Here is a 23516-nt window from a genome sequence, read left to right on the forward strand (position 1 = left end):
CTGATAATACTTCTTAAACAAAAATCTGTTTTGATAATAGTTGAAGGTCAGCTTTTTAAAAAGGGCTTAGATCTTGTAAACAACTTTTTAATTTAAAAATGATATTCTATTTTATTATATATTTTCAAAATATTGTTTTGTATAAAAACAATTGATCTATAATAGTAGAAAGTAGCATTAAACTATAGGTATTTGTCATCGTCCTATTGGTATAAATTTAGAAAGATGAAAAAGTCAGTTATACTATCAGCAATATTAATGAGCACCTTTGCATACAACGCTGCTCATGCTCAAGTGTCAGTAAGTATTGGTTTTAATTTACCTGTGCGCCGGGTTGTAGTTGCTCCACCTCCGCCGCCGCCAGTGGACGTTGTGTATGATGACGTTTATGACGATAGCGACGATTACTATTATTTGCCTGAAGTAGAAGCTTATTGGAGTATATCGTTAAACAGATATTTTTACAACGACGGTAGTCGCTGGGTATCTGCAGCATATTTGCCAGGCGCTTACAGAAACTTCGATTGGCACACAGCGCGCAGGTTTGAAGTGAGAGGCCGTAGACCATACTTTAACCATGATGTATACCGCAGCCGCTGGGGTGGCAACCCAAATCGCGGCAACTGGAACCGCGGGCAGGTTTACGCAGGCCGAGGTAATGATGGATACAATAGGGGCAATTGGGGGCAACCATCACGCGGAGGTTACAATATACCGGGCCGTGGCGGTTATAATCAACCCGGCCGCAATGATGATCGTGGCAATTGGGGCAACAACCAACCATCAAGGGGCAATAATGGCTATGGGCAACCAAACCGCAGCGACGATAACCGTGGAGGCTGGGGCAGGGGCCAGGGCCAGCCATCAAGAGGCAATGATAACCAGGGCGGCGGCCGCGGCGGATGGGGTAACGGCGGTGGCTATCAACCACAGCCGCAACAGCCTTCGCAGCCAACAAACAACGGCGGTGGCCGTGGCGGATGGGGTGGTCAACCACAACAACAGCAGCAACCAAATAACGGCGGCGGCCGTGGCGGATGGGGTGGCGGCGGTCGCGACAGAGGAAATGATAACCAGGGTGGCGGCGGCCGTGAACGGATGATGCAAGGTGGTGGCCAAATAGCGCAAAGCCAGCATCGCGGTGGTGCCTTTGGTGGCCGCTTTTAAAAAAAGCAATTTAACTCGATATATATATATAATGGAAAAGCCATCATGCATACGTGCTGATGGCTTTTTTTTCGCAATTAAATACTGCTAATAATTGCTGGCTGTAGTAAGTGCGTCAATAGCATCGCCATTTAATTGCAGATTTGTAGCGGCTATCAATGCCTGCAATTGCTCAATGCTGGTAGCGCTGGCAATTGGCGCTGTAATGCCCGGTCTTGCCATAACCCAGGCAAGCGCTACACTGGCAGGCGTGGTACCATATTCTTTAGCAACCTTATCAAGGGCAGCTAATATTTTGTAGCCGCGCGGGTTAAGATATTTCTTAACGCCACCACCACGTTGGCTCTTGTTTAAATCGTCTTCAGAGCGGTATTTTCCTGTAAGGAAGCCGCTCGCTAACGAGTAGTAGCTAATTACTCCTAAATTATTTTCACGACATAATGCTTCATATTGGGTTTCATAGTCCTCCCGATCGTATAGGTTGTACTCCGGCTGCAGGCTTTCATAACGTGCAAAGCCATTATCGGCGCTTACCTGTAGCGCTTCCTTCAACCTGGTGGCGCCATAGTTGGATGCCCCTATCGCTCTTACTTTTCCTTGCTTTATAAGGTCAGTATACGTTTCAAGCGTTTCTTCAATCGGCGTGTTTTGGTCATCATCGTGCGATTGATACAAGTCGATGTAATCTGTCTGTAGTCGGGTTAATGAGTCTTCTACAGCCTTTGTAATGTAGGCTTTGGATAAACCCTTTTTACCTTCTCCCATTGGTTTACCAACCTTTGTGGCAATTATCACCTTGTCGCGTTTTGCGCTTTGCTTTAGCCAGTTGCCAATAATTATTTCAGACTCGCCGCCTTTATTGCCCGGCACCCAATAGGAGTACACATCGGCGGTGTCAATAAAGTCTAGCCCGGCATCAACAAAAGCGTCTAATAACTCAAAAGATTGTTTCTCGTTGGCCGTCCAACCAAAAACATTTCCGCCAAAAACCAATGGCACAACTTTAATTCCCGACTTGCCTAATTCACGCTTTTCCATATTAAAAATTGGTAGATGTTTGTATTTGCTCGCTTAGCTCGTCAACCCAACCCGAAAGGTAAGGCTCACTGCCTGCAATTCTTTTCCAATGCCCGTTTGCATCACGTGATATGGTTATTTGTAAACTATCATCAAGAGAGCGAAACTCATATACCGAATCGCCAATGCTTGTTACTATGCCGCTCACCGGCGTGTCGGTGCCTGTTAAAACTGCTTCAAATTGTTCTGTTTCCATAGTTATGCGTTTAAAAATTAACACGGGTTTTTTATTTGTGTTTGTAAGGATGTGGAGATAATAGGATTACTGTAAAACGTAATCTACACAACGGCAGCGTTTGGAAAGCTTTTTGCGGTGTTTATTGCTGTAACATTAAAAACCTTTGTAGCAGGCCACCTGTTATAAAAGCAACCATTTATAAATATGTTAAATACAACAAACGGAAAATATTTTCAGGTATCGCAGGGTGTGTGGGGGATGCGCTTGTCATTCGTGAACATTTATATGATTGCCAACCGCCGTGGCGTTGCCTCGGGCTGGGTACTGATTGATACCGGCATTAAAGGCTCTGCAAATAAGATTATTGCCATGGCCGAAACATTGTTTGGCCCGGGCACACGGCCACGTGCTATTGTGCTTACACATGGCCATTCAGATCATTCGGGTTCTTTAAAAGAACTTCTAAAATATTGGGACGTGCCGGTTTATGCACACCACATGGAACTGCCTTATCTAACCGGTAAATCAAACTATCCACCGGCTGATCCGGAAGTAGGCGGCGGATTGATCAGTATGGTATCTGGTATATTCCCAACAAAAGCTATTGACGTGCGCCGTAACACACAGGAGATTGACATGTATGATGGTATCCCTGAACTGCCTGAGTGGAAAGTTATACATACGCCAGGGCATACGCCGGGCCATATCTCATTGTTTTTTCCGCTAAACACTACGCTGATAGCAGGTGACGCGTTTACTACCACGCAGTCCGAATCGGTTTTAGATATACTTACTTACGCCAAAAAGGTATGCGGCCCGCCAAAGTATTTAACAACCGACTGGATAGCTGCTGCTAAATCTGTACGCAAATTAGCTGCTCTGCAGCCGCGCATTGCTGCAACCGGCCACGGACCCGTTATGCGCGGTAAAGAACTACAAAGCGAACTTAATTACCTGGCCAACCGTTTTGAAGATGTTGCCGTACCGGAAAGTGGAAGATATGTTGGGCGTGCAGCGCAGGCCGATGAAAATGGCGTGCGATACATACCATCGGGCAATGGTAAGCAGCGTGTGCGCGCCGCTATAGTTGTGGTAGCTGCAATCACAAGCTTTTTAGTGGTGAGGCGCATTAGTAAAAATTGGTAATATAAACACCGCCATATTTGTAAGTTTACGGCTTGGAAAATATACAACCCGACCCAACCGTACTTATTGACATGGTGAATACGCGCATGCCTTTTGGTAAATACCAGGGAACACTTATATGCGACATTCCGGTAAGCTACCTGGAATGGATGCATAGCAAAGGTTTCCCGCCTGGAAAGTTAGGTATGCTGCTTGCCAGTGTGTTCGAAATGAAAACCAATGGGCTTGACAAGCTTTTGCGCGCAATTAAGGAGAAGCACGGCAAGTCGATGCGATAAGACCTAAATAAATAGAACTCGAAGGCTTGGCATTTGCCGGGCCCTTTTTATTTATATCACCTGTCCCCAAATGGCTTAACTTATGATTGAATAACTTATATGGTTCGCTGTAGAAAGCAAAACAGCTTTATTTAATTATCAATTTTGGTGGTTATATATCGTCATTGAAATAAAATTTCTTTTAAAGATAAAAACCGCGATTTGTCCTTCTTCGTAATTGGTATATAACCCTAATTAATTTATCCCCTGAAATGAAGAAGGATTTTTCTGATAAAGTAAAGCATATTACTTTAAATATAAGAAACATACGAGAGGAGAAGAATTATTCGCAAGAATATATGGCTATGCGAATGCGCATCTCGCAAAATGCTTATTCAAAAATCGAGCTGTCAAACTCAAAGTTAACAGTATCAAGGCTTATCGAAATCGCAACTATACTTGACATAAATATATGTAATTTATTGGATCCGGATACCCCGCCGGTTGAATACCAAACTGTTGACAACCCTAAGTAGGTCTACGACACACTGTTATAATTTATTAAACCAGCCCTTTCGCCAAAATACCAATAACTGCACAAGTGCTATAAATAGCATGGCTATTATGGTGTAAACGTAGCCGTGTTGTACGTAAAGCTCGGGCATGTTATCCGGGATAATCCTGCCATGTGTATCCTGGCGACTAAAGTTCATGCCGTAGATACCGGCAACAAATGTTAGTGGTATAAATATTACCGATATAATGGTAAGCACTTTCATGATCTCATTCATGCGGTTGCTTACCATACTTAAGTATAAATCAATAACGCTGCCGGTAACCTCTTTGTAGCTTTCAACAATTTCCATTGCCTGTATGCAATGGTCATACGCATCGCGCAGGTAAATTTTGGTATCGTTATTAATCAGCGGGCTTTCGCTGCGTATCATGTCATTTATCTTGTCACGTTCGGGCCAGCAAGCGCGGCGGATAGTGATAAACGTTCGTTTTAATTGTTGGGCATCAAACATGATGCTTTTACTAGGGCTTTTATAAACACGTTCTTCAGTTTCTTCAACCTGGTCGCCCAGGTCAGACAGAACCACAAAGTAATTATCCAATATTGTATCGGTAAGCGCATAGAACAGGTAGCCCGAGCCGCCGACTCTTATCAATCCTTTACCAGCTTTTATACGGGTTATAACAGCGCTGAAATAATCATCGTAGCTTTCCTCAAAGCTCATCAACAGATTCTCTTTGATGATACCGCTAAACTGGCAGTTTATTAATTCATTTTCATCATTAAGATAAATGATGCGGCTGGTGCCAAAAGCATAGTTGTCATACTCGTCAAATTTGGGCCGTTGGTGAGTGTTCACAATATCCTCAAGAACCAACTGGTTAATACCCAAAAAAGTGCCAATATCTTCCATCAATTGTGCATCGCCAATGCCGTTTACCCTTATCCAATGCGTGTGGTCGGTACAGCGTTTCAGCTGCTCGGTGATGGTGCGCATGTCGGTACCCTCACTTACCTGCAAATCCGTTTGATTGTACGAGTAAACTACAATGCGTGGTTTAAGCGCATCTGCGGGTATGGAAATTGTTCCGGGGCGTTCGCCAACCTTATTTACTTTGCGGTTTTTATGGCGGATGCGTTTATGATGATAGTTGCCCATTTAAAGGTAATTTACAGCTTGCGGCCCCTGATTAAACAGCAGGTCGGCTATGCTAAGGTCTTTTAAAAATCCTTTACGTTCTTCAAAAACCTGAAAGTAAGCTTTTTGTTGACCGGAACTTTCTGTTTTAGCGCTGAAGCCGTTTCGCAGGTCGGTATGGTTTGGGTATTGAGCTAGATACTCGTGAGTAAATATCGGCTCATACTTAATTTTTGTAAGTTTTAATAGCAGTGCAAGCAACTCATTGTTATAGTCGAAAAGGTATTCGTAACGCTTTTCATAAAAGGGAGCAAAATCTGCCTCGTAGTACTCGAAATATGCCGAGCGACGGTAACAAGCTTGCAAGCTCATCCAGTGCAGGCGCTGCCACCTGAAATCATAACTTATCTTTACATCCTTTACCTGGGTGTGATTTTTTGATCCTTTGATCACCGGCACCACCAACGGCAACAAACCGTCGGGCGAGTAAATATTAGCCCTGTTGCGATAGGTTTGCTTAGGGAAATTTTCTTCGCGTTCTATAACTGCGTTGGGTTTAAATTGGTTCAGTTTGCTAAACCATGACACCGGCGGCAGGTAAAACATCGGTAAAACAGCACCATTCTCAATCATATATATTTTTTATGTTTGTGGCAAAATTGGTTAAAATAATGTTAAAAAAAGTGGCAGATGGTGTAGGTATATTTTTTTGGTACCTGGCCTCGTTACTGCCATTTTGGTTTTTGTACCTTTTGTCTGATTTTTTATTTGTCGTTTTATATCATATAGCAGGCTACCGCCGCAAGGTTGTGCGTAATAATCTTAAAAATTCTTTTCCTGCTAAATCTGCTGAGGAATTAAAGCAGATTGAAATGCAGTACTACCATTACTTAAGCGACTTGATGGTGGAGACGCTTAAGATGATCAGTATATCCGAAAAAGATCTGCACAAACGTATGCGCGCAACCAACCCGGAATTGGTTGAACATTATTTTAGCCAAGGGCGAAGCATTATAGCTGCCGCAGGGCATTACGCAAATTGGGAAATGGCTGCTCTGGCTTTCGGTAAAATCACTGATCATAAAACAATTATTGTTTACAAACCACTAACCAATCCGTCGTTTGACAGGTTCATGAACAAGCAGCGCGCGCGCTTTGGCAGCGTAATGGTGGCCATGAAACAAACTTTGCGTACTATGGTTGCTCTTAAAAATGAACTAACCATGAGCGTGCTGGTATCTGACCAAACGCCGAATATGCACGAGATAAATTATTTTACAATTTTTTTGAATCAGCCTACTGCCGTTTTTTTGGGTATCGAGAAAATAGCCAAGCTCACTAATGCGGTTGTATTATTTTACCGTATAGACGTAGTAAAACGCGGTTATTATACCTACACGCTGGTGCCGCTGGTTGAAAACCCTAAAGAAACAGCGCAATACGAAATTACAAACATCCATACACAATACCTTGACAAACAGATACAGGAAACACCGCAGTACTGGCTTTGGAGCCATAAACGCTGGAAGTACAAACCGGAGGACATAAATTTATGACAGATATGCCAAAGGTTGCCGTTGTAATTTTAAACTGGAACGGCATCAAATACCTCCGTAAGTTTTTACCGTCGGTAACAGCATCCTCCTATCCTAATCTGGAAATTGTAGTAGGTGATAACGCTTCCAGTGATGAGTCTGTTCAGTTTTTAAAGGAGAGTTATCCAGACATCCGTGTTATAGAGAACGACGCTAACTACGGCTTTACGGGCGGGTACAATCGCGTATTGGCGCAGGTGGAGGCTGATTATCTTGTACTTCTAAACTCTGATGTTGAAGTTCCGGCAGGTTGGATAGAGCCTGTTATTGAACTGATGGAGCAAGATGCTAAAATTGCTGTTGCAGCACCCAAGATCAAATCTTATGCGCAGCAAAAGCATTTCGAGCATGCTGGTGCAGCTGGCGGCTTTATTGATAAATATGGATACCCATTTTGCCGTGGGCGTATTTTTTATGAGATAGAAGAGGACAAGGGCCAGTATGATGCACAAAGTGAAATATTTTGGGCATCCGGCGCGGCTTTGTTCATTAAAAAGAAGTTTTGGGATATAGCCGGTGGTTTTGACGAGAGCTTTTTTGCCCACATGGAAGAGATTGACCTTTGCTGGCGCATAAAAAATATGGGATACAAGGTAGTATATTGCCCGCAGAGCCATGTTTACCATGTAGGTGGCGGCACACTTAACGCCGAAAACCCCTTTAAAACTTACCTGAATTTCCGCAACAACTTGTTGATGCTGAAAAACAACTTGCCTTTTTGGCGGGCGGTTTGGATCATAGGCCTGCGTATGTGGCTGGATTTTCTTGCACTTATCCGCTTTTTAATGGAAGGTAAACGCAAGGACGCCTGGGCGGTGAGCCGAGCACATCAAAACTTTATACGCAAGCTGTTTAAGAAGTCAAAAATTAAAAGTCAAAGGTCAAAAGCTTTGGATGGGGAACTATCTCAAACTTCAAATTCTAAATCTCAAATATTAACAGGTACTTATCAGCGCAGCATTGTGTGGGATTTCTTCGGCCGTAAAAAAACAAAATTTACTGATCTGGAGCAACAGGACCTGAAGTATTAGCATCAGGGATGTCGTTATCGTTGGTGTCCGTATTTTCTGCGTTGTCAGCTTTTGAAGGTTTGAGGCCTTTCTTTTTACCGAAAAGCTCGCCTTGCTCGTCGGTAATGGTTAAATGCATATCGCGTTGAGGATACGGTATCTCTATGCCTTCCTGCTCAAATTTGATGTATATGTCTGTAAGTATAGTGCTTTTTAAAGAGAGCCATTTGGTGATGTCTGCAGCCCAAAAAAGTATCCTGAAATCTACAGAGTTTTCACTCAGATTATGAACAAATACCAGTGGCTCGGGATTGTCCATAATGTCTTCATTGCCATTTAGTAAATCAGTAAGCAACTTTCTAACCTTCTCTATATTTGTACCATAGGCCACACCAATAATCAGTTCAACGCGGCGGTTGTTGTTGCTCAGTGTCCAGTTCACTACATGTCGTGATATCAAATCACCGTTGGGGATGATAACTTCGGCACCATCGCTGGTAGCTATCTTGCTCGAGCGTATGCCTATCTCCATAATGGTTCCCGACCGCGTATCCACTTCTATGATATCCCCAATTTGTACCGGCTTCTCAAATGCAAGTATAAGGCCCGATACCAGGTTGTTTACAATGGTTTGCAAACCAAAACCAATACCTATGCCGAAAGCGCTGATAATGATGGTAATCTTATCAAGTGGAAAGCCTGAAGCCGTAACAGCCAGTAAAAAACCTATGCCAAAAACCGCCATTTTAATAAGCAGGGTAGATGTACGGTTCTTTTTTTTCAAGAAATCCATATCACTGGAATGCTTGCCGGCCACCTCATACAGATAGCTGATGATACGCGCAGCTACGGATGATAACCAGATAACGGCAATGAAAATAATAATGCTTTGAAAAGTGAACTTGGTATTGGTGCCGCCCAGACTGCGCGTTTCTCTTAAAAATTTACCAATGTGGTCATAAACAGCATCTTCAACACTCAGGTTTTGAAAAAGCATTATTAGCCATAAAACAAAGGCCAGTATTGTAAGCACACTGCGAAACTTGTTTTGAAGCAACTTGAAGTCGATAAAAGAGGTAAGGCTGTTACTGTTTTTATTTGCCTCGAGTTGCATAAACAAGCTTTGCATTAGTATTTGAACGAGGTAGTACATGGCCAGGGCAAGCCATAGGTTGTACACAGCTGTCACACCGATAATTTTTGCCAGCGTAACGCGGCCAAATATATTGCAAAGAGCCGATGCCGCAAGCAATGCGATAAATACCTGCAAAACCGGCTTGGTGTATCTCAAGAAGTTTTCGGGCGATTTTTTTACTACAAGGTAAAACCTTATGCTTAACCCGGCCGCAGCAAGGGCTAAAATCAAATCGATGACCCTATCGGTGTTTGATACTTCAACAAACAGGTTACTGAAGCTGAACACCAAGGTGATAATAAATAACGGCAGCAAATAGCTGAATAACGGCTGCGGACAGGTGCGCTTAACCAGGTACAAAACCGCCATTGTTAACCCGGTGAAAAATAGCTCGAGTACTATTACTGGTGGGTGATCATAAAAATTAGGGACGATAGATAACGCTACTATAAACGCCGAGGCATATGGATAAACAGATACATACCTTGCATGTTCCAATACGGTTCGGGGCGAATCTTTTATGCGCATTACCTTGCGCCGGCTGGTTATAATCCACGTAAGAAATAAGCCTAACACCAGCAGGCCTGCCAAGTGTATAAACTGATCACGGAGCGCAAAAAACGTCAGCAGCTTCAAATTCATATTGCTGGTTTTAGCAAGCGCTGTTTTAAAAGTGCTTTCGGTATTGCTGTCAATCTCCCAAATACTGTTGTTTTCGTCGCTGAGGGCCTGAATGCTAAATTCTCTTATCTTGATATCGATTTGGTCTTTTAAGTCTAACAGGGATATGTAAATAGCGGCTGTGCGGTTTTGCAGCAGGCTAACCTTTAATATAAGTTTACGGTTTATGGTATCCAGTCGTTGAAACTTACTGTCAATAGCTATTTTTTGTTTCAGGTAAGTGCTGCGCAGGTTGCTGTCTGCCGGCACCAGTCGCATCGACGAATCTTTTGCCATTGAAGCAAGCTCGTTTTGGTTTTGAACAAGCTTCACATTAATGCCCGACAGGCGATCCTGCCATAGGTCCAACTGATCGTCACTGCGGGTAATAATATCTCTGATAGCGTACAAATAACGCAGGGTGCTGCTCCTGTCATTATCGATCAGGGTTTTTATCAATGTAACACGCTTTTCGTAGGAGGGCAGCAGGGTGCTGATGTCGACAGTATCAACGGTGCGCGATAGGTTGGTTTTAATCTGATTAAAAGATGATGTATAATACTCAATCTTTTGCAGCAGGTTATTGATGGATGTATCCGACTTTTTAAGGCTCCGCATCATCGAGTCGCGGCGAAGAATAGAGCGCCTTAATGAGTCGCGCACGGTTTGCTTCTTTTTGGTTTGCGCAAATCCAGGTGCGCATAAAAGCGTAAGCAATAATAAGGTAACAGGTATAGTTTTGAGGGCTTTAAGCATCCTTGTATCGAATTCTATTGTTCGCTTAAAGAAACAAAGACGCTTTTTGTTTTACCTGTTTGCTAGTAATCGTAAACACCCTGGTTGATGAGGGCTAAGGTGAATATTATTTCAATAAAAAACTTTCCACGCCAAGGCGGTATGAGTGTAAGCCAAAGCCCGCTATAACCCCGCGACAACTTGCTGCCAGCATCGATTTATGCCTAAACTCCTCACGTTTATGCACGTTTGATATGTGCACCTCAATTACCGGTGTGTTAATTGCCGCAATGGCATCGGCAATGGCTATGGATGTATGGGTGTATGCGCCGGCATTGAGTACAATACCATCATAAGTAAAGCCCACTTCATGAAGTTTATTTATAATTTCGCCCTCAACATTGCTTTGGTAATAAGTGATATTGATGTCGGTGTAGTGCTGTTTAAGATCCGTAAGGTAGCTTTCAAAATCAGTATTACCGTATATCGACTTTTCGCGCACACCAAGCAGGTTAAGATTTGGGCCGTTTATAATTTGTATATTCATTTGTTCAAACTTAGTTATAAAACATTAAAACTAAAATCTATTGAATTGGGCTGCGGCAGTAAAGGGATTTAAAACTTACTTGAGGTTAGAGCGGTCGTTATCCGCGAACTCGATAGATGCCTATATTACAGATTTAGAAAAGCTGTATCAATTTGCTGATTCAGAATTAAATAAAAAATCTCCTACAGAATTTTCTTTAGCCGATTTGCGTGCCTTTATTTTTTGGATAAATGATTTGGGGATGATTCCGTCATCGCAGGCGCGTATCATTTCGGGCATCAAAGCCTTCTATAAATTCTTGCTGATTGAGGATTTTATCACGATAGATCCATCCGTATTGTTGGAAGCGCCTAAGATTACCCGCAAGCTGCCGGATACCTTGAGCATTATCGAGATCAATAAAATGATAGGTGCTATCGACCTGTCACGACCGGAAGGGCCGCGCAACAAGGCTATGCTCGAAGTGTTGTATGGCTGCGGACTGCGGGTGTCTGAGCTGACCGAGCTTAAACTGTCAAATTTATACCTTCGAAAAGGTGACGAACTAATTAAAGTTTTGGGTAAAGGTAGCAAGGAGCGCCTGGTGCCCATAGGGGGCGAAGCCATTAAGGCGCTAAATATTTGGATTGAACAAGTGCGCGTGCATGTCGATATCAAAAAGGGCGAGGAAGATATGGTTTTCCTTAACCGCAGAGGGAAGCGATTAACAAGGGTTTATGTTTTTATGCTGATAAAAGAATTAGCCCAAACTATCGGGCTGACAAAAAACATAAGTCCGCATACGTTTCGCCACTCTTTTGCCACCCACCTTGTTGAGGGCGGGGCGGACCTGCGCGCCGTACAGGAGATGCTGGGCCACGAAAGCATTACCACCACCGAGATATATGCGCACCTGGATAAGGAGTATTTGAAAAGTGCGATTATCCAGTTCCATCCAAGGAGTTAGATTTTTTGCTTTAGAAGTTTAAAAGCCAAAACAAAAATGTCATTGCGAGGAGCAAAGCGACGTGGTAATCTCCTCGCGTTTTTAACAGGGCGCAAGATTTCCATCCCTAATCCTTGTTAATTTTACGATTTGTTACCCCTGATATACTCGGCCTTTATCATCCTGTCTCTACCACTCATATCTCGCCTTAACTCAATGTTTATAAACTTCTTATCATTTAGCATGTCAACAGTTTGTTGACCATAACTTTCATTTATTTCAAAGTATAGTAAACCGCCATCTACAAGTTTGTTGACGGCATAATCAGCAATGGCTTTGTAGAATATCAAGGGATCATGTTCGGGTACAAACAAGGCCGTGTGCGGCTCAAAATCGTTTACGTTAATATGCATTTTTGCCTTATCATCCATCGTAACGTAGGGCGGGTTTGATATAATGATATCAAGATCATCAGGTGCCAGGCCCGGCTGTATCTGCAAGATATCGGCTTCAATAAAGTTTACCTCGGCCTCGTTAATCACGGCGTTTTTCTTTGCGGTGTTCAATGCTTCTGATGAAATATCTATGGCGCTTACACGTGCATGTTTAAGATTCTTTTTTAAACTGATGGCTATACATCCGCTCCCTGTACCAATATCCAAAACAGATAAAGGTTTTTCACTTTCAACTTTTAACCTTTGACTTGATAATACCCATTCTACCAATTCTTCCGTTTCCGGCCTTGGGATAAGTACAGCAGGATTAACCAAAAATGTAAGCCCGTAAAATTCTGCTGAGCCCAAAACGTATTGTACAGGTTTGCCTGTTTTTAATTCATTCAATATTAGCGGTAGTTTTTCGATGGCTTCGGGGGGCACGTCATCTTCAGGGAAAGCCTTGATCTTGGCGTGCGACAGATCTGTCACCTGGCTCAATACCAATAACGTGATCGCTTCCGCTTCCTGCTGCCCGTAAAGGCCATCAAGCTGCTGATGGAAATTAAGAAATACATCCTTAATAGTTTTCATGCAACAAAGTAACATAAAAGCTACTTTTGCACCATGCCATTACATGAAATTTATATGCGCCGTTGTTTGGAGCTGGCTGCTTTGGGTGCAGGCAGCGTAAGCCCCAACCCTATGGTAGGCGCGGTGATCGTGCATAACGATCGCGTTATTGGCGAAGGATACCACCATAAATACGGCGAAGCACATGCTGAAGTAAATGCGGTTAACATGGTGGTAAACAGGTATGATAACTATGCAGAACTGCTACGTCAATCAACAATATACGTATCATTAGAGCCTTGCGCTCATCATGGCAAAACGCCGCCATGTGCCGATTTAATTATCAGGCATCAAATACCAAATGTAGTAGTTGGCTGCCGCGATCCATTCCCACAGGTTGACGGCAAAGGGATTGAAAAACTTGAAGCAGCGGGTATAAACGTAACGGTAGGCGTGTTGGAAGACGAGTGCCTTTGGCTCAATCGACGCTTTTTCACTCGTGTGCAAAAACACCGGCCTTATATCATTTTGAAATGGGCGCAGACCACCGATGGCTTTTTCGCCCCGGCCAATGGTAGCCAGCATTGGATAACCGGGATCGAGAGCCGCAAACTTGTACATCAATGGCGTGCCGAAGAGGATGCTATATTGGTAGGGAAAAATACTGTATTAGCCGATAACCCTCAACTGAATGTGAGGTTGGCAAATGGAAGGTCGCCTAAGAGGGTCATCATTGACAGAAACCTTACCTTACCAGCCACTTTAAATGTATTTGATAAAACCGTTGAAACATTGGTATTTAACCAGGTTAAAACGGATATTGACGAAAACCTGAAATACATAGCTTTAGAAGATTTTGACAGGTACGTACCGCAGTACATCATGTTCCAGCTATACATGCAAGATGTGCAATCGGTAATTATTGAAGGCGGTGCCAATACGCTTAATGGTTTCATAAACGAAGGTTTATGGGATGAGGCGCGCATTTTCACGGGGGCATCAGTGCTCTGCGAGGGAATTAAGGCTCCCGTTATCACCGGTGTTAACGGCGGCAGGCAGGATATAGGTGACGATAGCCTGCAAATATTTTACAACAAACAAATTAAGCACTAAGCTGATGTTATACGTTTTTTTGAGCATTTGCTGCAGCGTTATAGTTTCTATATTACTGAAACTTGCCCGCAGGTACAGCATTGATATTTCACAGGCCATAACCTGGAATTACTCGATGGCCATTTTGCTTACGTGGTTATTTTTTAAACCGCAGTTTCAAAACTTGCAGGCTGCACCAATAGGTATTTACACTGCTGTTGGTTTGTTACTGCCACTGGTATTTTGGATCATGGCATCATCGGTACGTGTTGCCGGCATAGTACGTACAGATGTAGCACAACGCTTGTCGTTATTTATACCCTTGCTGGCATCGTTCCTGGTGTTTGGGGAGGCACTTACACCACTAAAAATTGCAGGCATTATAGTAGGTTTCGCCGCCATACTATGCTCGATACCCTGGCAAAAGAAAACCGCCAATCGTAAGGTAATTAGCAATGCCTGGATGTATTTGGTGGTTGTGTTTTTTGGCTTTGGGGCTATTGATATTTTATTTAAAAAGGTTGCCGCCTTTAGGGAAATACCATATACCACCTCGTTGTTTTTTATCTATAGCCTGGCTTTTATTATAGCACTGACAGGCTTACTAATCAGGGTGTTCAATCGTAAGGCCCGAATTGTTTGGCCGCACATTATGTTTGGATTGATACTCGGCGTGGCAAATTTTGGCAACATCTTATTTTATTTGCGGGCGCATAAAGCTTTGGCAAGTAACCCATCGGCAGTATTTTCTGCCATGAATATAGGCGTTATTACTGTTGGCACCCTTGTTGGCGTGTTTGTTTTTAATGAACGCCTAAGCCTGGTCAATAAAATTGGTATAGGGCTGGCTATCGTAGCCATTATTTTGATCACTCTTTCGCAGCACTAATGTTATTTGACGATACCTATAGAACTATTGCCGCCCCGGTAGAGGCTATCTTTCGTGACCGTGGCAGCAAGTTTTTGGCTTTTGCTTACCCAATTACTACCGATGCCGAGATAAAGCCCCTTGTAGCAAATTTAAAAGCGCAACACCCAAAGGCTAATCACCATTGTTGGGCCGTCAGGCTGGGTATAGACAGGTCGGTGTTTCGGGTTAACGATGACGGCGAACCTTCCGGTACGGCAGGCCGACCGATCCTGAATACGTTGCTGTCGAAAGAAATTACAAATACGTTAGTTGTAGTTGTACGTTATTTTGGCGGTACGTTATTAGGTGTGCCCGGGCTTATAAATGCCTATAAATCTGCTACCGAGCTGGCGCTTGCTGAAGCAACTGTCATTGACAAAACCGTGAATGATGTTTACACCGTAATCTTCGAGTACGCTCATATGAATGATGTAATGCGCATTGTAAAGGACGAGCAGTTGCAGGTGTTGCAGCAACGATCGGAATTGAATTGCGATATACAATTTTCGGTGCGTAAAACACAGGTAGAAACTGTGATGGCTAAACTCAACAAAGTTGAGGGGGTGAAGATTAAGTATGATTACAGCGGTTAACGTTTGATTGCATTTTTTCATTTTCGAAACACCCGGTTGTAACAAACTGGCTCGCAAGAAACTTAGTCTTAGTTAAAATTCTTATTTTGCATACCTATGCAATCTTTCGAAATAGATAAAAGCGATTTACTGAAGATAAAGACCGCGCTGGAGGGCAGTGATGCCGAACTGCAGGCGGCACTGGAGGAATACCATGCTTCCGAGATTGCTATCCTGTTCGAAAGATTGCCACAGGAGGCCAAAGAGCGTATCGTTAACATCATGCCTGTTGAGGTGGCTTCAGAGATCATCTCGGAGATGGATGAAGAGGCGCACCCCGAAGACCTGCTGGTAAGCCTCGACCCCGAGAAGCGTACCGAGATAGTAGAGGAGATGGATTATGATGTTGCTACGGACATTATTTCGCAACTCGATGAGCAGGATCAGAAAGAAATTCTTGACGATATTGACCATGAGGATGCAAACAGCATTCGTGCGCTCTTAAACTACGACGAGGATACTGCGGGTGGTTTGATGAACTCGCAGGTTATTTGTGTAAACATCAACGCCGATAAAAAAGATGCGCTGGACGATATCATCCGCCAGTCGGAAGAGATGGAGGAGTTTTACACCATTTATGTGGTGGATAACGACAAACACCTGCAAGGCATCGTATCTGTAAAAGATATTATAAAAGCAAAGGGAGAGGTTAAAGTGCGCGACCTGTTACAACCCGATCCTGTATTTGTAAAAGCCGACCTCGACCAGGAAGAAGTTGCTAAATTGATATCGCAATATAACCTCACCAGCATCCCTGTTGTTGATGATAACATGCGTTTGCTGGGCCGCATTACGGTAGATGATATCATTGACGTAATGGAAGCCGAAAATACCGAGGATATCCTGAAAATATCCGGTGTAAGCGAGGACGAGGAACTGAGCGGTAGCTGGCAGGACGCAATAAAAAGCCGTTTGCCGTGGCTTATCATCAACCTGGGAACAGCATTTTTAGCTGCTTCTGTTATCAGGCACTTTACAGATGTGGAAGAAAAGCTGCCTGTAATTGTGGCTTACCTAAGCATCATTGGTGGTATGGGTGGTAATGCTGCTACACAGGCACTCGCGGTAACGGTAAGGCGTATCTCGTTAAGCGACCTGTCCGACAGGCAAGCTTATAAAACCGTAGTAAAAGAGTTTTTGGTAGGGATGACTAACGGTGCAGTCAATGGTATAATCGTAATGTTATTTGCTGTATTCTACGACAAGAACCCGCTGCTTGGCGTGGTGCTTTTCCTGGCCATGACGGGTAACTTAATTGTTGCAGGCTTAACAGGTGCGGGCATCCCGCTCATTTTAAAACGTGTAGGTATCGACCCGGCGGTAGCTTCATCTATTATCATCACCACCTTTACCGACTGCATTGGCTTTTTGCTACCGTTGTGGCTGGCGTCAACCCTGTTGCTGTAACAGCGTGCCGCTACACTTCGGGCGTGATATTGGTACCCACCTCGGTGCCGGCTTTTGTAACGCGCGATTTGTTATGTTTTATCAGCATATAAAGTATAGCCATGAAAGTTATGCCTGCACTTATATACATTACAAGCGGTATTCGGGCTATTACATCCTGGTAGTACCAGCCTGCTGCAAAAGCACCTATACCAATACCGGCCTCAAGCGCAATGTACATTGTTGCCACTGCCTTACCGCGGTGTTCGGGCTGGCTCAGGTCTATCGTCCAGGCATTTAACGCGGGCGAAAGGATACCTGTTGAAATTCCATACAGTGCACCACCAGCCATCAGGCCCCAAAAACTATCCGCAAAACCTACAATAAACAAGGCAACAACTAACAGTGATAAGCCAATATTGATCACCGGTATCCGGCCATACCTGTCTGAGGCTTTGCCCGCAACAAACCTTATCAAGATAGATGCGATGGTAAACACCATAAAAAAGAGCCCCTTGTTTACGATGCCCAAATGCGAGCCCCAGTCCGGAATGAGTGTAAGTATGGCTCCATAGGCTATGTATGACAGGAACGTTACTATTGCTGCAGGTAATACCTCCACGGCGATTATATCGTTTTTAGTAAGCTTTAAGGATGCAAACGTAAAACGCTGCTTTTCCTTAAGCGTTTCTTTCATGTTCATCAATATCACAATGGAAAGCAAGGCAAATATTGATGACGTATAAAATAGCGCGTTAAGGGAGAATGCCAGCTTTATGGTACTGCCGATGGCGGGTCCAACTGCCAAACCTGTACTAAAACATAGGCCATGAAAACCCAAAGCTTCGCCCCAGCGTTCGCGCGGTACAAGGTCGGCAACGTAAGCGGCTGTAGCAGTTGGTTTGAACCCGGTAGAAAACCCATGTATTAGTCTTAAGAATAAAAAGCCTGCAACTGTGCCCAATACAGGGTATAAAAAACCGCAGATGAAACAGACTATAGAGCCAACTGCCATAATGGGCACCCTGCCAAGTGTATCGGTAAGCCTGCCGCTAAAGGGGCGTGATATGCCGGCTGTTAAAGTAAATAGCGCGATAATTAGCCCTTTATATTGTGAACCGCCCATGCTTTCCAAATAAGCAGGTAACTCGGGAATGAGCATGTTAAAACTGCAGGAGAACAAGAATGAGCTTAAGCAAACCAGTCCGAATTGTAAGTTATAGATAGATGGTCCGGGTTTGTTCATAAGCGCAGGATATTTGAGGCGCAAAGATATTAAAATGGCCGGTGGATGCCGTCAATTATCTAATTTGCATAGGAGCGATGGGCTAAACCCCCAAGGATGCAAATATTTCCCTGATGGATAAATGCGCGCCGCAAACATGCTCGTCGGCAGCACCGTAGTATATGGTTATGGTGTCGCCGTCATCTTCCAAAACATGCCCGTTTGTAAAAACAACGTGGCCAAAAAATCCGGTAATTTCATATGGCGCAATAGGTTCCATAATCGGCTCTACAGAGCGGGCCAATACTTTTGACGGGTCGTTAAGATCCAGCAATGCAGCGCCAAGACAATAACGATGCTCTTTTGTGGCTCCATGATAAATTTCCAGCCAGCCTTTTTCTGTTTTGATAGGGGCGGCACCGGCACCAACACGGCCGCTATCCCAGTAGCCTTCGCGCGTTTTCATAATGCATTTATGATTACCCCAGTGCAAGCCATCGGGCGACTCGGCCAGCCAGATGTAATTACCCCCAATATCCACACTGCTTGGGCGGTGCAGGGCGTAATATTTGCCGTTTATCTTTTCTTCGAAAATGGCAACATCCTTGTTATGGGGGGGCAATATCATACCGTGATTTTCGAATGTTTTGAAGTCGGTAGTAGTGCGCATGCCTACGCCTACACCACTGTCAGATACTGCAGTAAAGGTTAGGTAAAACTTATCTTCCAGTTTTGTCACGCGGCAATCTTCTATACCGAATGTTTGCAAGGGCCCTTTACCAAAAAGTTTTTGATAACCTTCCGGCTCATGAAAGTTTACGCCGTCTTCGCTGCAAAGCAATCGTAGGTGCGATAGGGTGGTAAGATAATCTACCCCTTTATAGCGTACCACACGCGCATCTGTTGCAATTAGGTCTGCATCGTTCAGCGCAATTTCCATTATTTGCGTTTTGCCGGTTTCAGTGAGTATAGGAAATGATACGTGTATTTCAGATTGTGCAGGCCGCTCAGCTACGCGAAGCAATAGCCAGGTTTTTCCTTCAAATTTAAAAGCGCCGGGGTTGAGCAGGCAGGCAATTTGAAGCCCATCTACCGTTGGCTTTAAATCTTTAGGGGAAAGTAAGGGGTTTTGAGGGAAACGTTTTGCTATATCTGCCATAACACATTTGCTGGTACACTTTTTTAACAAAGCGCCCTGCAAATGGTTGTGACAAATTAAAATCGGCTAATAAGTTACTTCTGCATAACCATAACGCCATTCATCATAAAAGTGCTGCCGCCGTCGGCTACAATGTTGTAAACCTTTTGGTTACCGCCTACATGTTCATTCTTAATAAGGACAGTGAATGGCTCATACTTGCCTGTTTGCTCGTTAAAGCAAAGCACATCCTGACCTATTTCTACTTCACCGATTTTTTTATTGCCTTGTTTGGTCATCATCGGGTGGTTAGGTGTAGCCTGCAAAACTTTACTGTTAAGCAATACATTATGGCCATATGCAGTCAGTTCGTCATGCGCTGATACAAGCACCAGCTTAGTTAAAGCATAATTTTTAGGCTCGTGCGTGGTGAGCTCTTTTACCTTTACAGTTGTTGCCTGTTTTGTGGCAGGGTCAACGGTAACAACCTCGTCGCCGGGCATGACATCTTTGAGCAACTTTTTACCACCGTTGGCCATTGCAACAACCTCAGTACCCGGGAAACAAATATCGTTGCCATAAGTGGCCGACTCTTCTTTCATATCCTTGCCGCCATTCAGCAATTTGTATTGCATAAAGCTAAACTCTTTTGACAGCACATACGATAGCTTTAGAATGAAATTGGTTTCAATCTTGTTGATGTTGTCAATATCTTCAAAATACTTTTCCCATACTTTACCATCGGCGGTAAAGTTAGGTACAAGGGTTTTATAGATCTTGCCCTTCTCGTTGGTGTAAAACACCATGGTGCCAAGCTCCTGCATGCCTTCCTTTGCAACGAGTTTATACAAGTCGATACGTTTTTTTAAGCCATCGCTGCCCGTGATAAAGTAAGGTTTGCGACCTTCATAACGGTCAAGTATATAAACGTTCTCGAACTTTACGTAGGTATCCTTGTCCAGGTCGCCAATGCTGAATGTTTGTGCCTTTGTGTATTCGGCCATAGTAAGCGGCCTCGGGTTTACGGTTTGGGCATTTCCCAGGTATATCGTTCCCGCTAAAATTAAAGTAAGTGTAAATTTGCGCATGGTAGTAACAGTTGTCAGTTGCTAGTTAGCAATAGACAGTTATTAGATGTTTTATTTGTTTTAAAGTGATAAAAAGATGATTTTAAATTAAACGATTTTTGTCTTAATTCTTGACTCTGACATTTTGATTCTCAGATCAAGATATTTCCTTAAATGCAGCAGCAAAGGCTTCCATTTCATCCATGCGGCCAATGCTCACACGGCACCAGTCTTTGTCGTTAAATTTCCAGTTGCGGATGCCCACGCCGCGTTTCATCATCTCGGCAGAGAATTTTTGCCCGTCCATTTTTAGGGGAAACATTACAAAATTGGCCGACGACGGGATGTATTCATAGCCTTCTTTTTTCAATACAGCATACAAATACTCTTTCGATGCGTTCGTTTTCTTCAATGCATCGGCCAGAAAAGCTTCCTCGCGATAGGCAGCATTAGCAGCCGCTAAAGTTGGTGCGCTTACGCCAAAGCCACCGCTCGAGTATCTTTTAAGCTGCTTAATAGTATCTGGCTGGGCAATTGCATAGCCAAGGCGCAGGCCTGCAAAACCATACAGCTTTGAAAATGTACGAGCGATAATGATGTTGTTACCGGCCTTAATCTGGCTTATCATGCTGGCAGCCTGTGCGTCAGGCATGTAGTCGATATAGGCTTCATCAACAAATACCATTGTTTTTTTGGATACCCGCTCACAAAACGATTTAAGTTTGGCCGTGTCGACAACGGTTGCAGTTGGGTTGTTGGGGTTGCATATATATACAAGGCCCGTCTTGTCGTCAACCATAGCTTCCATGGCATCAAGGTCGAGTTTATAATCTGCAGTAAGCGGCACCTTTATCCATTTGCTTTCAAAATCCTCAGCATAGCTCGGCAGATCATCGTATGAGGGATCGCCGCTAATTACGCTTTTGCCACCTTTTGTATATAAGAGCGCCGCGGCGTGTAGTAACGGGGTAGAGCCCGCATCAACAACAATGGTGCGTTGGGAAATGCCTTCGTACTTGGCAATCTTTCCGGTTAGGTCTGATACTGACCTGAAAGGGTACTGATAGCTCAGGGCCATAGCATCTGTCATGGCTTTTTTCGCCGCTTCAGAAGGGCCAAAAGGATTTTCGTTTGCCAGCAAACGGGCTTTCATTTCAAACGGCGCTGTCGTTAATGCTTCAGTATCAGTTAAGGCACGTGGCGATTTTTTAAATACCCGTGCAGGCATAGCGGCCAGTTTGTTTATAGTGCCCGAACAGAATGCCAGTCCTCCTGCTACAAAAGCGCTGGATCTGATCCAGTTTCTGCGGTTAATTGTGTTTGCCATGGTTTTATCGTTTAGTTTTTTAGTTAGTCGTGATTATTTTGGAGCGGGGTAATTGGAGCGCTGCTCGTTTACGCGTGCATGTATTGCCGCAACTGTATACCGTGCCGACTCAAAAGCGCCTGCCATCCAGGCATTTAAGTAAGTTAAATGTTCTCCTGCAAAATACACATTCTTATCCGGCTTAGTTAAAACAGGGTATTGGTTTTTACGCGTTTCGGTACCATAAACGGCCCAGCCGCCCATGTTATACTTAGTTTTATGCCAGCTTACCGAAAATGAGTTTTCAAACTCCTTATCGTATTGCGGGTGTATCAAGCGGCCTTTTTCCAAAGCAAATTTTTCCCGGTCCGCGTAAGTAAGAGCGCCAATCTTTTCGGCCTTTTCATTAAAGTTGTAATAGCCTATCAATATGCCCTTTTTGCCAAGGTAATCATACGATGGATAGAAGATCTGCGTCAAATCATTATTGGTGTGCGTTATTCCGCCATATATGTGCTCGTCTTCTTCCCAAAATCGGCGTTTAAACTGCAGGCCTATCTTTCCTGTTTTGTTATATTCAATATAATCGATTGCACGGCTTACATCGCCCGAAAAATTATTGCTAATGTTACTTAAAACAGGCAAAGGCAAGGTGCAAATACAAAGGTCGGCGTTAATTACCTGCTGGCCTTTGGCATCCTTGTAAGTGATTTTGACACCTTCTGGCAGGTTTGTAATGTCGGTAACCTCGGCGCCTGTTTTAATTGACTGAGCTACCTTTTGCTCGAGCGCATGGGCAATCATATCCATGCCACCCACTGCCTGGAACATTGTCATCTGCAGTTCGTATGTATACTCTGCCACATTATAAAAATCAGGATCCATCAGTCCCGAGTGTATCAGGTCGGCCAATTTATGCGCTTCGCCTATTTTACCGGGATGGTCGGCAGCGCCATACAGCTCACTATAGCCGCGCCTGGCCGATGCTTTATATAATTTGTCAACATCTAAACCGCCTTCGGCTTTCAAATATTCGATTATTTTTTCGCCGTCTTCTTTGGTAAGGCTGCTATCGAGGGCACCATGATCAATACTTTTGGCCAGCATCTCGGTCATATACCCGCGAATGTCACTATGTACTTCGCGTACACGAATTTTTTTATTTGACAGTGGCCCCTTGCCTTCGGCAAAATAAAAAGCACCCTCGTTTACGTTGTTGTATACCTGTATAGGTACTCCAAGCTCTTTGCAATAATGCAGCGTTAGTTCGTGGTTGTGGGGTATGCGTGACGGGCCTGCGTTGAAGTACTGCCCCTGATCAAAATTTGCTGTGGCAGTTGGTTGGCCGGATTCTGTTTGTGTGCTACCTTTGCGAATGCTCCAGCAACGGCCTCCGGTACGCTCACGAGCTTCCAGTATGGTACATTTGTAGCCGAGCTTGTTAAGCTCATATGCCGATGCCATGCCCGCCAAACCTGCACCTAAAATAACAATGTGCTTGCCGTTGCCACTGCCTTCCATATTAAATGCATGGGCAGGTGCGGGGCGTAAAAGTCCTAAAGCAAGCATAGCAGGATACGTGCCACCTGCCAGCATTGCGCCTTTACCTAAAAAATCTCTTCGGGTAAGTGTTTTCAATAGTAATTAAGGAAATGTGAAAATGATG

At 43.9% G+C, this 23516-nt stretch carries 23 protein-coding genes; 11 read left to right on the top strand and 12 right to left on the bottom strand.

What is annotated here, in order from left to right; translation table 11 throughout:
* Window positions 1–225 precede the first annotated feature (225 nt).
* Window positions 226–1167 (top strand): hypothetical protein, encoded by a 942-nt coding sequence (locus FPZ43_RS01020; protein WP_146379994.1) that lies wholly within the window; start codon window positions 226–228, stop codon window positions 1165–1167.
* Window positions 1168–1254: 87 nt separating this feature from the next.
* Here the strand turns inward: FPZ43_RS01020 and FPZ43_RS01025 are convergent, their stop codons facing one another.
* Both FPZ43_RS01025 and FPZ43_RS01030 read right to left on the bottom strand, forming a co-directional pair.
* Entirely contained in the window at window positions 1255–2205 is a 951-nt protein-coding gene (locus tag FPZ43_RS01025) for an aldo/keto reductase (protein ID WP_146379995.1), read from the bottom strand.
* Window position 2206: 1 nt separating this feature from the next.
* Window positions 2207–2440 carry a hypothetical protein gene (locus FPZ43_RS01030; protein WP_146379996.1) on the bottom strand — a complete coding sequence of 78 codons (234 nt, stop codon included), beginning with the start codon at window positions 2438–2440 and terminating at the stop codon, window positions 2207–2209.
* Window positions 2441–2626: 186 nt separating this feature from the next.
* Here FPZ43_RS01030 and FPZ43_RS01035 point away from each other — a divergent pair, with 186 nt between their 5' ends.
* From FPZ43_RS01035 to FPZ43_RS01045, 3 genes are all read left to right on the top strand, one after another.
* Complete coding sequence (locus FPZ43_RS01035; RefSeq protein WP_146379997.1) at window positions 2627–3568, top strand: MBL fold metallo-hydrolase; 942 nt, start codon at window positions 2627–2629, stop codon at window positions 3566–3568.
* A 32-nt stretch (window positions 3569–3600) separates the two neighbouring features.
* Window positions 3601–3846 carry a DUF3820 family protein gene (locus FPZ43_RS01040; protein WP_261380942.1) on the top strand — a complete coding sequence of 82 codons (246 nt, stop codon included), beginning with the start codon at window positions 3601–3603 and terminating at the stop codon, window positions 3844–3846.
* A gap of 251 nt (window positions 3847–4097) precedes the next feature.
* Window positions 4098–4361, top strand: a complete 264-nt coding sequence (locus FPZ43_RS01045) for a helix-turn-helix domain-containing protein (protein WP_146379998.1) — start codon at window positions 4098–4100, stop codon at window positions 4359–4361.
* Window positions 4362–4376: 15 nt separating this feature from the next.
* Here the strand turns inward: FPZ43_RS01045 and corA are convergent, their stop codons facing one another.
* The gene (gene corA / locus FPZ43_RS01050; RefSeq protein WP_146379999.1) at window positions 4377–5501 is read right to left on the bottom strand and encodes a magnesium/cobalt transporter CorA; all 1125 of its coding nucleotides are present in this window, start codon (window positions 5499–5501) and stop codon (window positions 4377–4379) included.
* Complete coding sequence (locus FPZ43_RS01055; protein WP_146380000.1) at window positions 5502–6113, bottom strand: WbqC family protein; 612 nt, start codon at window positions 6111–6113, stop codon at window positions 5502–5504. It lies immediately after the preceding gene.
* Between the two features lie 38 nt (window positions 6114–6151).
* Here FPZ43_RS01055 and FPZ43_RS01060 point away from each other — a divergent pair, with 38 nt between their 5' ends.
* Together FPZ43_RS01060 and FPZ43_RS01065 are read left to right on the top strand one after the other, a co-directional pair.
* Window positions 6152–7036, top strand: a complete 885-nt coding sequence (locus tag FPZ43_RS01060) for a lysophospholipid acyltransferase family protein (protein WP_146380001.1) — start codon at window positions 6152–6154, stop codon at window positions 7034–7036.
* The gene (locus FPZ43_RS01065) at window positions 7033–8106 is read left to right on the top strand and encodes a glycosyltransferase family 2 protein (protein WP_146380002.1); all 1074 of its coding nucleotides are present in this window, start codon (window positions 7033–7035) and stop codon (window positions 8104–8106) included. Before FPZ43_RS01060 ends, FPZ43_RS01065 begins: the two co-directional genes overlap by 4 nt.
* On the opposite strand, the gene FPZ43_RS01070 is transcribed toward FPZ43_RS01065, so the two are convergent.
* Together FPZ43_RS01070 and aroQ are read right to left on the bottom strand one after the other, a co-directional pair.
* Window positions 8072–10636 (bottom strand): mechanosensitive ion channel family protein, encoded by a 2565-nt coding sequence (locus FPZ43_RS01070; RefSeq protein WP_146380003.1) that lies wholly within the window; start codon window positions 10634–10636, stop codon window positions 8072–8074. The genes FPZ43_RS01065 and FPZ43_RS01070 overlap by 35 nt on opposite strands.
* 106 nt (window positions 10637–10742) lie before the next feature.
* Entirely contained in the window at window positions 10743–11162 is a 420-nt protein-coding gene (gene aroQ / locus FPZ43_RS01075; protein ID WP_146380004.1) for a type II 3-dehydroquinate dehydratase, read from the bottom strand.
* A 40-nt stretch (window positions 11163–11202) separates the two neighbouring features.
* On the opposite strand from aroQ, the gene FPZ43_RS01080 reads away from it, so the two are divergent.
* Window positions 11203–12108, top strand: coding sequence for a site-specific tyrosine recombinase (locus tag FPZ43_RS01080; protein WP_146380005.1), 906 nt, complete (start codon window positions 11203–11205; stop codon window positions 12106–12108).
* Between the two features lie 122 nt (window positions 12109–12230).
* Here the strand turns inward: FPZ43_RS01080 and prmC are convergent, their stop codons facing one another.
* Window positions 12231–13115 (bottom strand): peptide chain release factor N(5)-glutamine methyltransferase, encoded by an 885-nt coding sequence (gene prmC, locus FPZ43_RS01085; protein WP_146380006.1) that lies wholly within the window; start codon window positions 13113–13115, stop codon window positions 12231–12233.
* Window positions 13116–13148: 33 nt separating this feature from the next.
* On the opposite strand from prmC, the gene ribD reads away from it, so the two are divergent.
* The 4 genes from ribD to mgtE all read left to right on the top strand — a co-directional run bounded on the left by ribD (window position 13149) and on the right by mgtE (window position 17135).
* On the top strand, window positions 13149–14207 hold the full coding sequence (gene ribD, locus FPZ43_RS01090; protein ID WP_261380944.1) for a bifunctional diaminohydroxyphosphoribosylaminopyrimidine deaminase/5-amino-6-(5-phosphoribosylamino)uracil reductase RibD: 1059 nt from the start codon (window positions 13149–13151) through the stop codon (window positions 14205–14207).
* Window positions 14208–14211: 4 nt separating this feature from the next.
* On the top strand, window positions 14212–15075 hold the full coding sequence (locus FPZ43_RS01095; protein ID WP_146380007.1) for a DMT family transporter: 864 nt from the start codon (window positions 14212–14214) through the stop codon (window positions 15073–15075).
* Window positions 15075–15689 carry an IMPACT family protein gene (locus FPZ43_RS01100; protein WP_146380008.1) on the top strand — a complete coding sequence of 205 codons (615 nt, stop codon included), beginning with the start codon at window positions 15075–15077 and terminating at the stop codon, window positions 15687–15689. Before FPZ43_RS01095 ends, FPZ43_RS01100 begins: the two co-directional genes overlap by 1 nt.
* A 96-nt stretch (window positions 15690–15785) precedes the next feature.
* Entirely contained in the window at window positions 15786–17135 is a 1350-nt protein-coding gene (mgtE, locus tag FPZ43_RS01105) for a magnesium transporter (protein ID WP_146380009.1), read from the top strand.
* 10 nt (window positions 17136–17145) lie between these two features.
* Here mgtE and FPZ43_RS01110 read toward each other — a convergent pair whose 3' ends face one another.
* The 5 genes from FPZ43_RS01110 to FPZ43_RS01130 all read right to left on the bottom strand — a co-directional run bounded on the left by FPZ43_RS01110 (window position 17146) and on the right by FPZ43_RS01130 (window position 23488).
* Window positions 17146–18360: an MFS transporter gene (locus FPZ43_RS01110; protein WP_146380010.1), complete on the bottom strand. Its 1215-nt coding sequence runs from the start codon at window positions 18358–18360 to the stop codon at window positions 17146–17148.
* A gap of 82 nt (window positions 18361–18442) precedes the next feature.
* A complete protein-coding gene (locus FPZ43_RS01115) occupies window positions 18443–19498 on the bottom strand; it encodes a glycoside hydrolase family 130 protein (protein WP_146380011.1) in 1056 nt (351 codons plus the stop codon).
* A 74-nt stretch (window positions 19499–19572) separates the two neighbouring features.
* Complete coding sequence (locus tag FPZ43_RS01120) at window positions 19573–20565, bottom strand: Hint domain-containing protein (protein WP_146380012.1); 993 nt, start codon at window positions 20563–20565, stop codon at window positions 19573–19575.
* 136 nt (window positions 20566–20701) lie between these two features.
* Complete coding sequence (locus tag FPZ43_RS01125; protein ID WP_146380013.1) at window positions 20702–21871, bottom strand: pyridoxal phosphate-dependent aminotransferase; 1170 nt, start codon at window positions 21869–21871, stop codon at window positions 20702–20704.
* A 33-nt stretch (window positions 21872–21904) separates the two neighbouring features.
* A complete protein-coding gene (locus FPZ43_RS01130) occupies window positions 21905–23488 on the bottom strand; it encodes an FAD-dependent oxidoreductase (RefSeq protein WP_222430908.1) in 1584 nt (527 codons plus the stop codon).
* Window positions 23489–23516: the final 28 nt, after the last annotated feature.

It is taken from the genome of Mucilaginibacter pallidiroseus (assembly GCF_007846085.1).
Taxonomy (GTDB): domain Bacteria; phylum Bacteroidota; class Bacteroidia; order Sphingobacteriales; family Sphingobacteriaceae; genus Mucilaginibacter; species Mucilaginibacter pallidiroseus.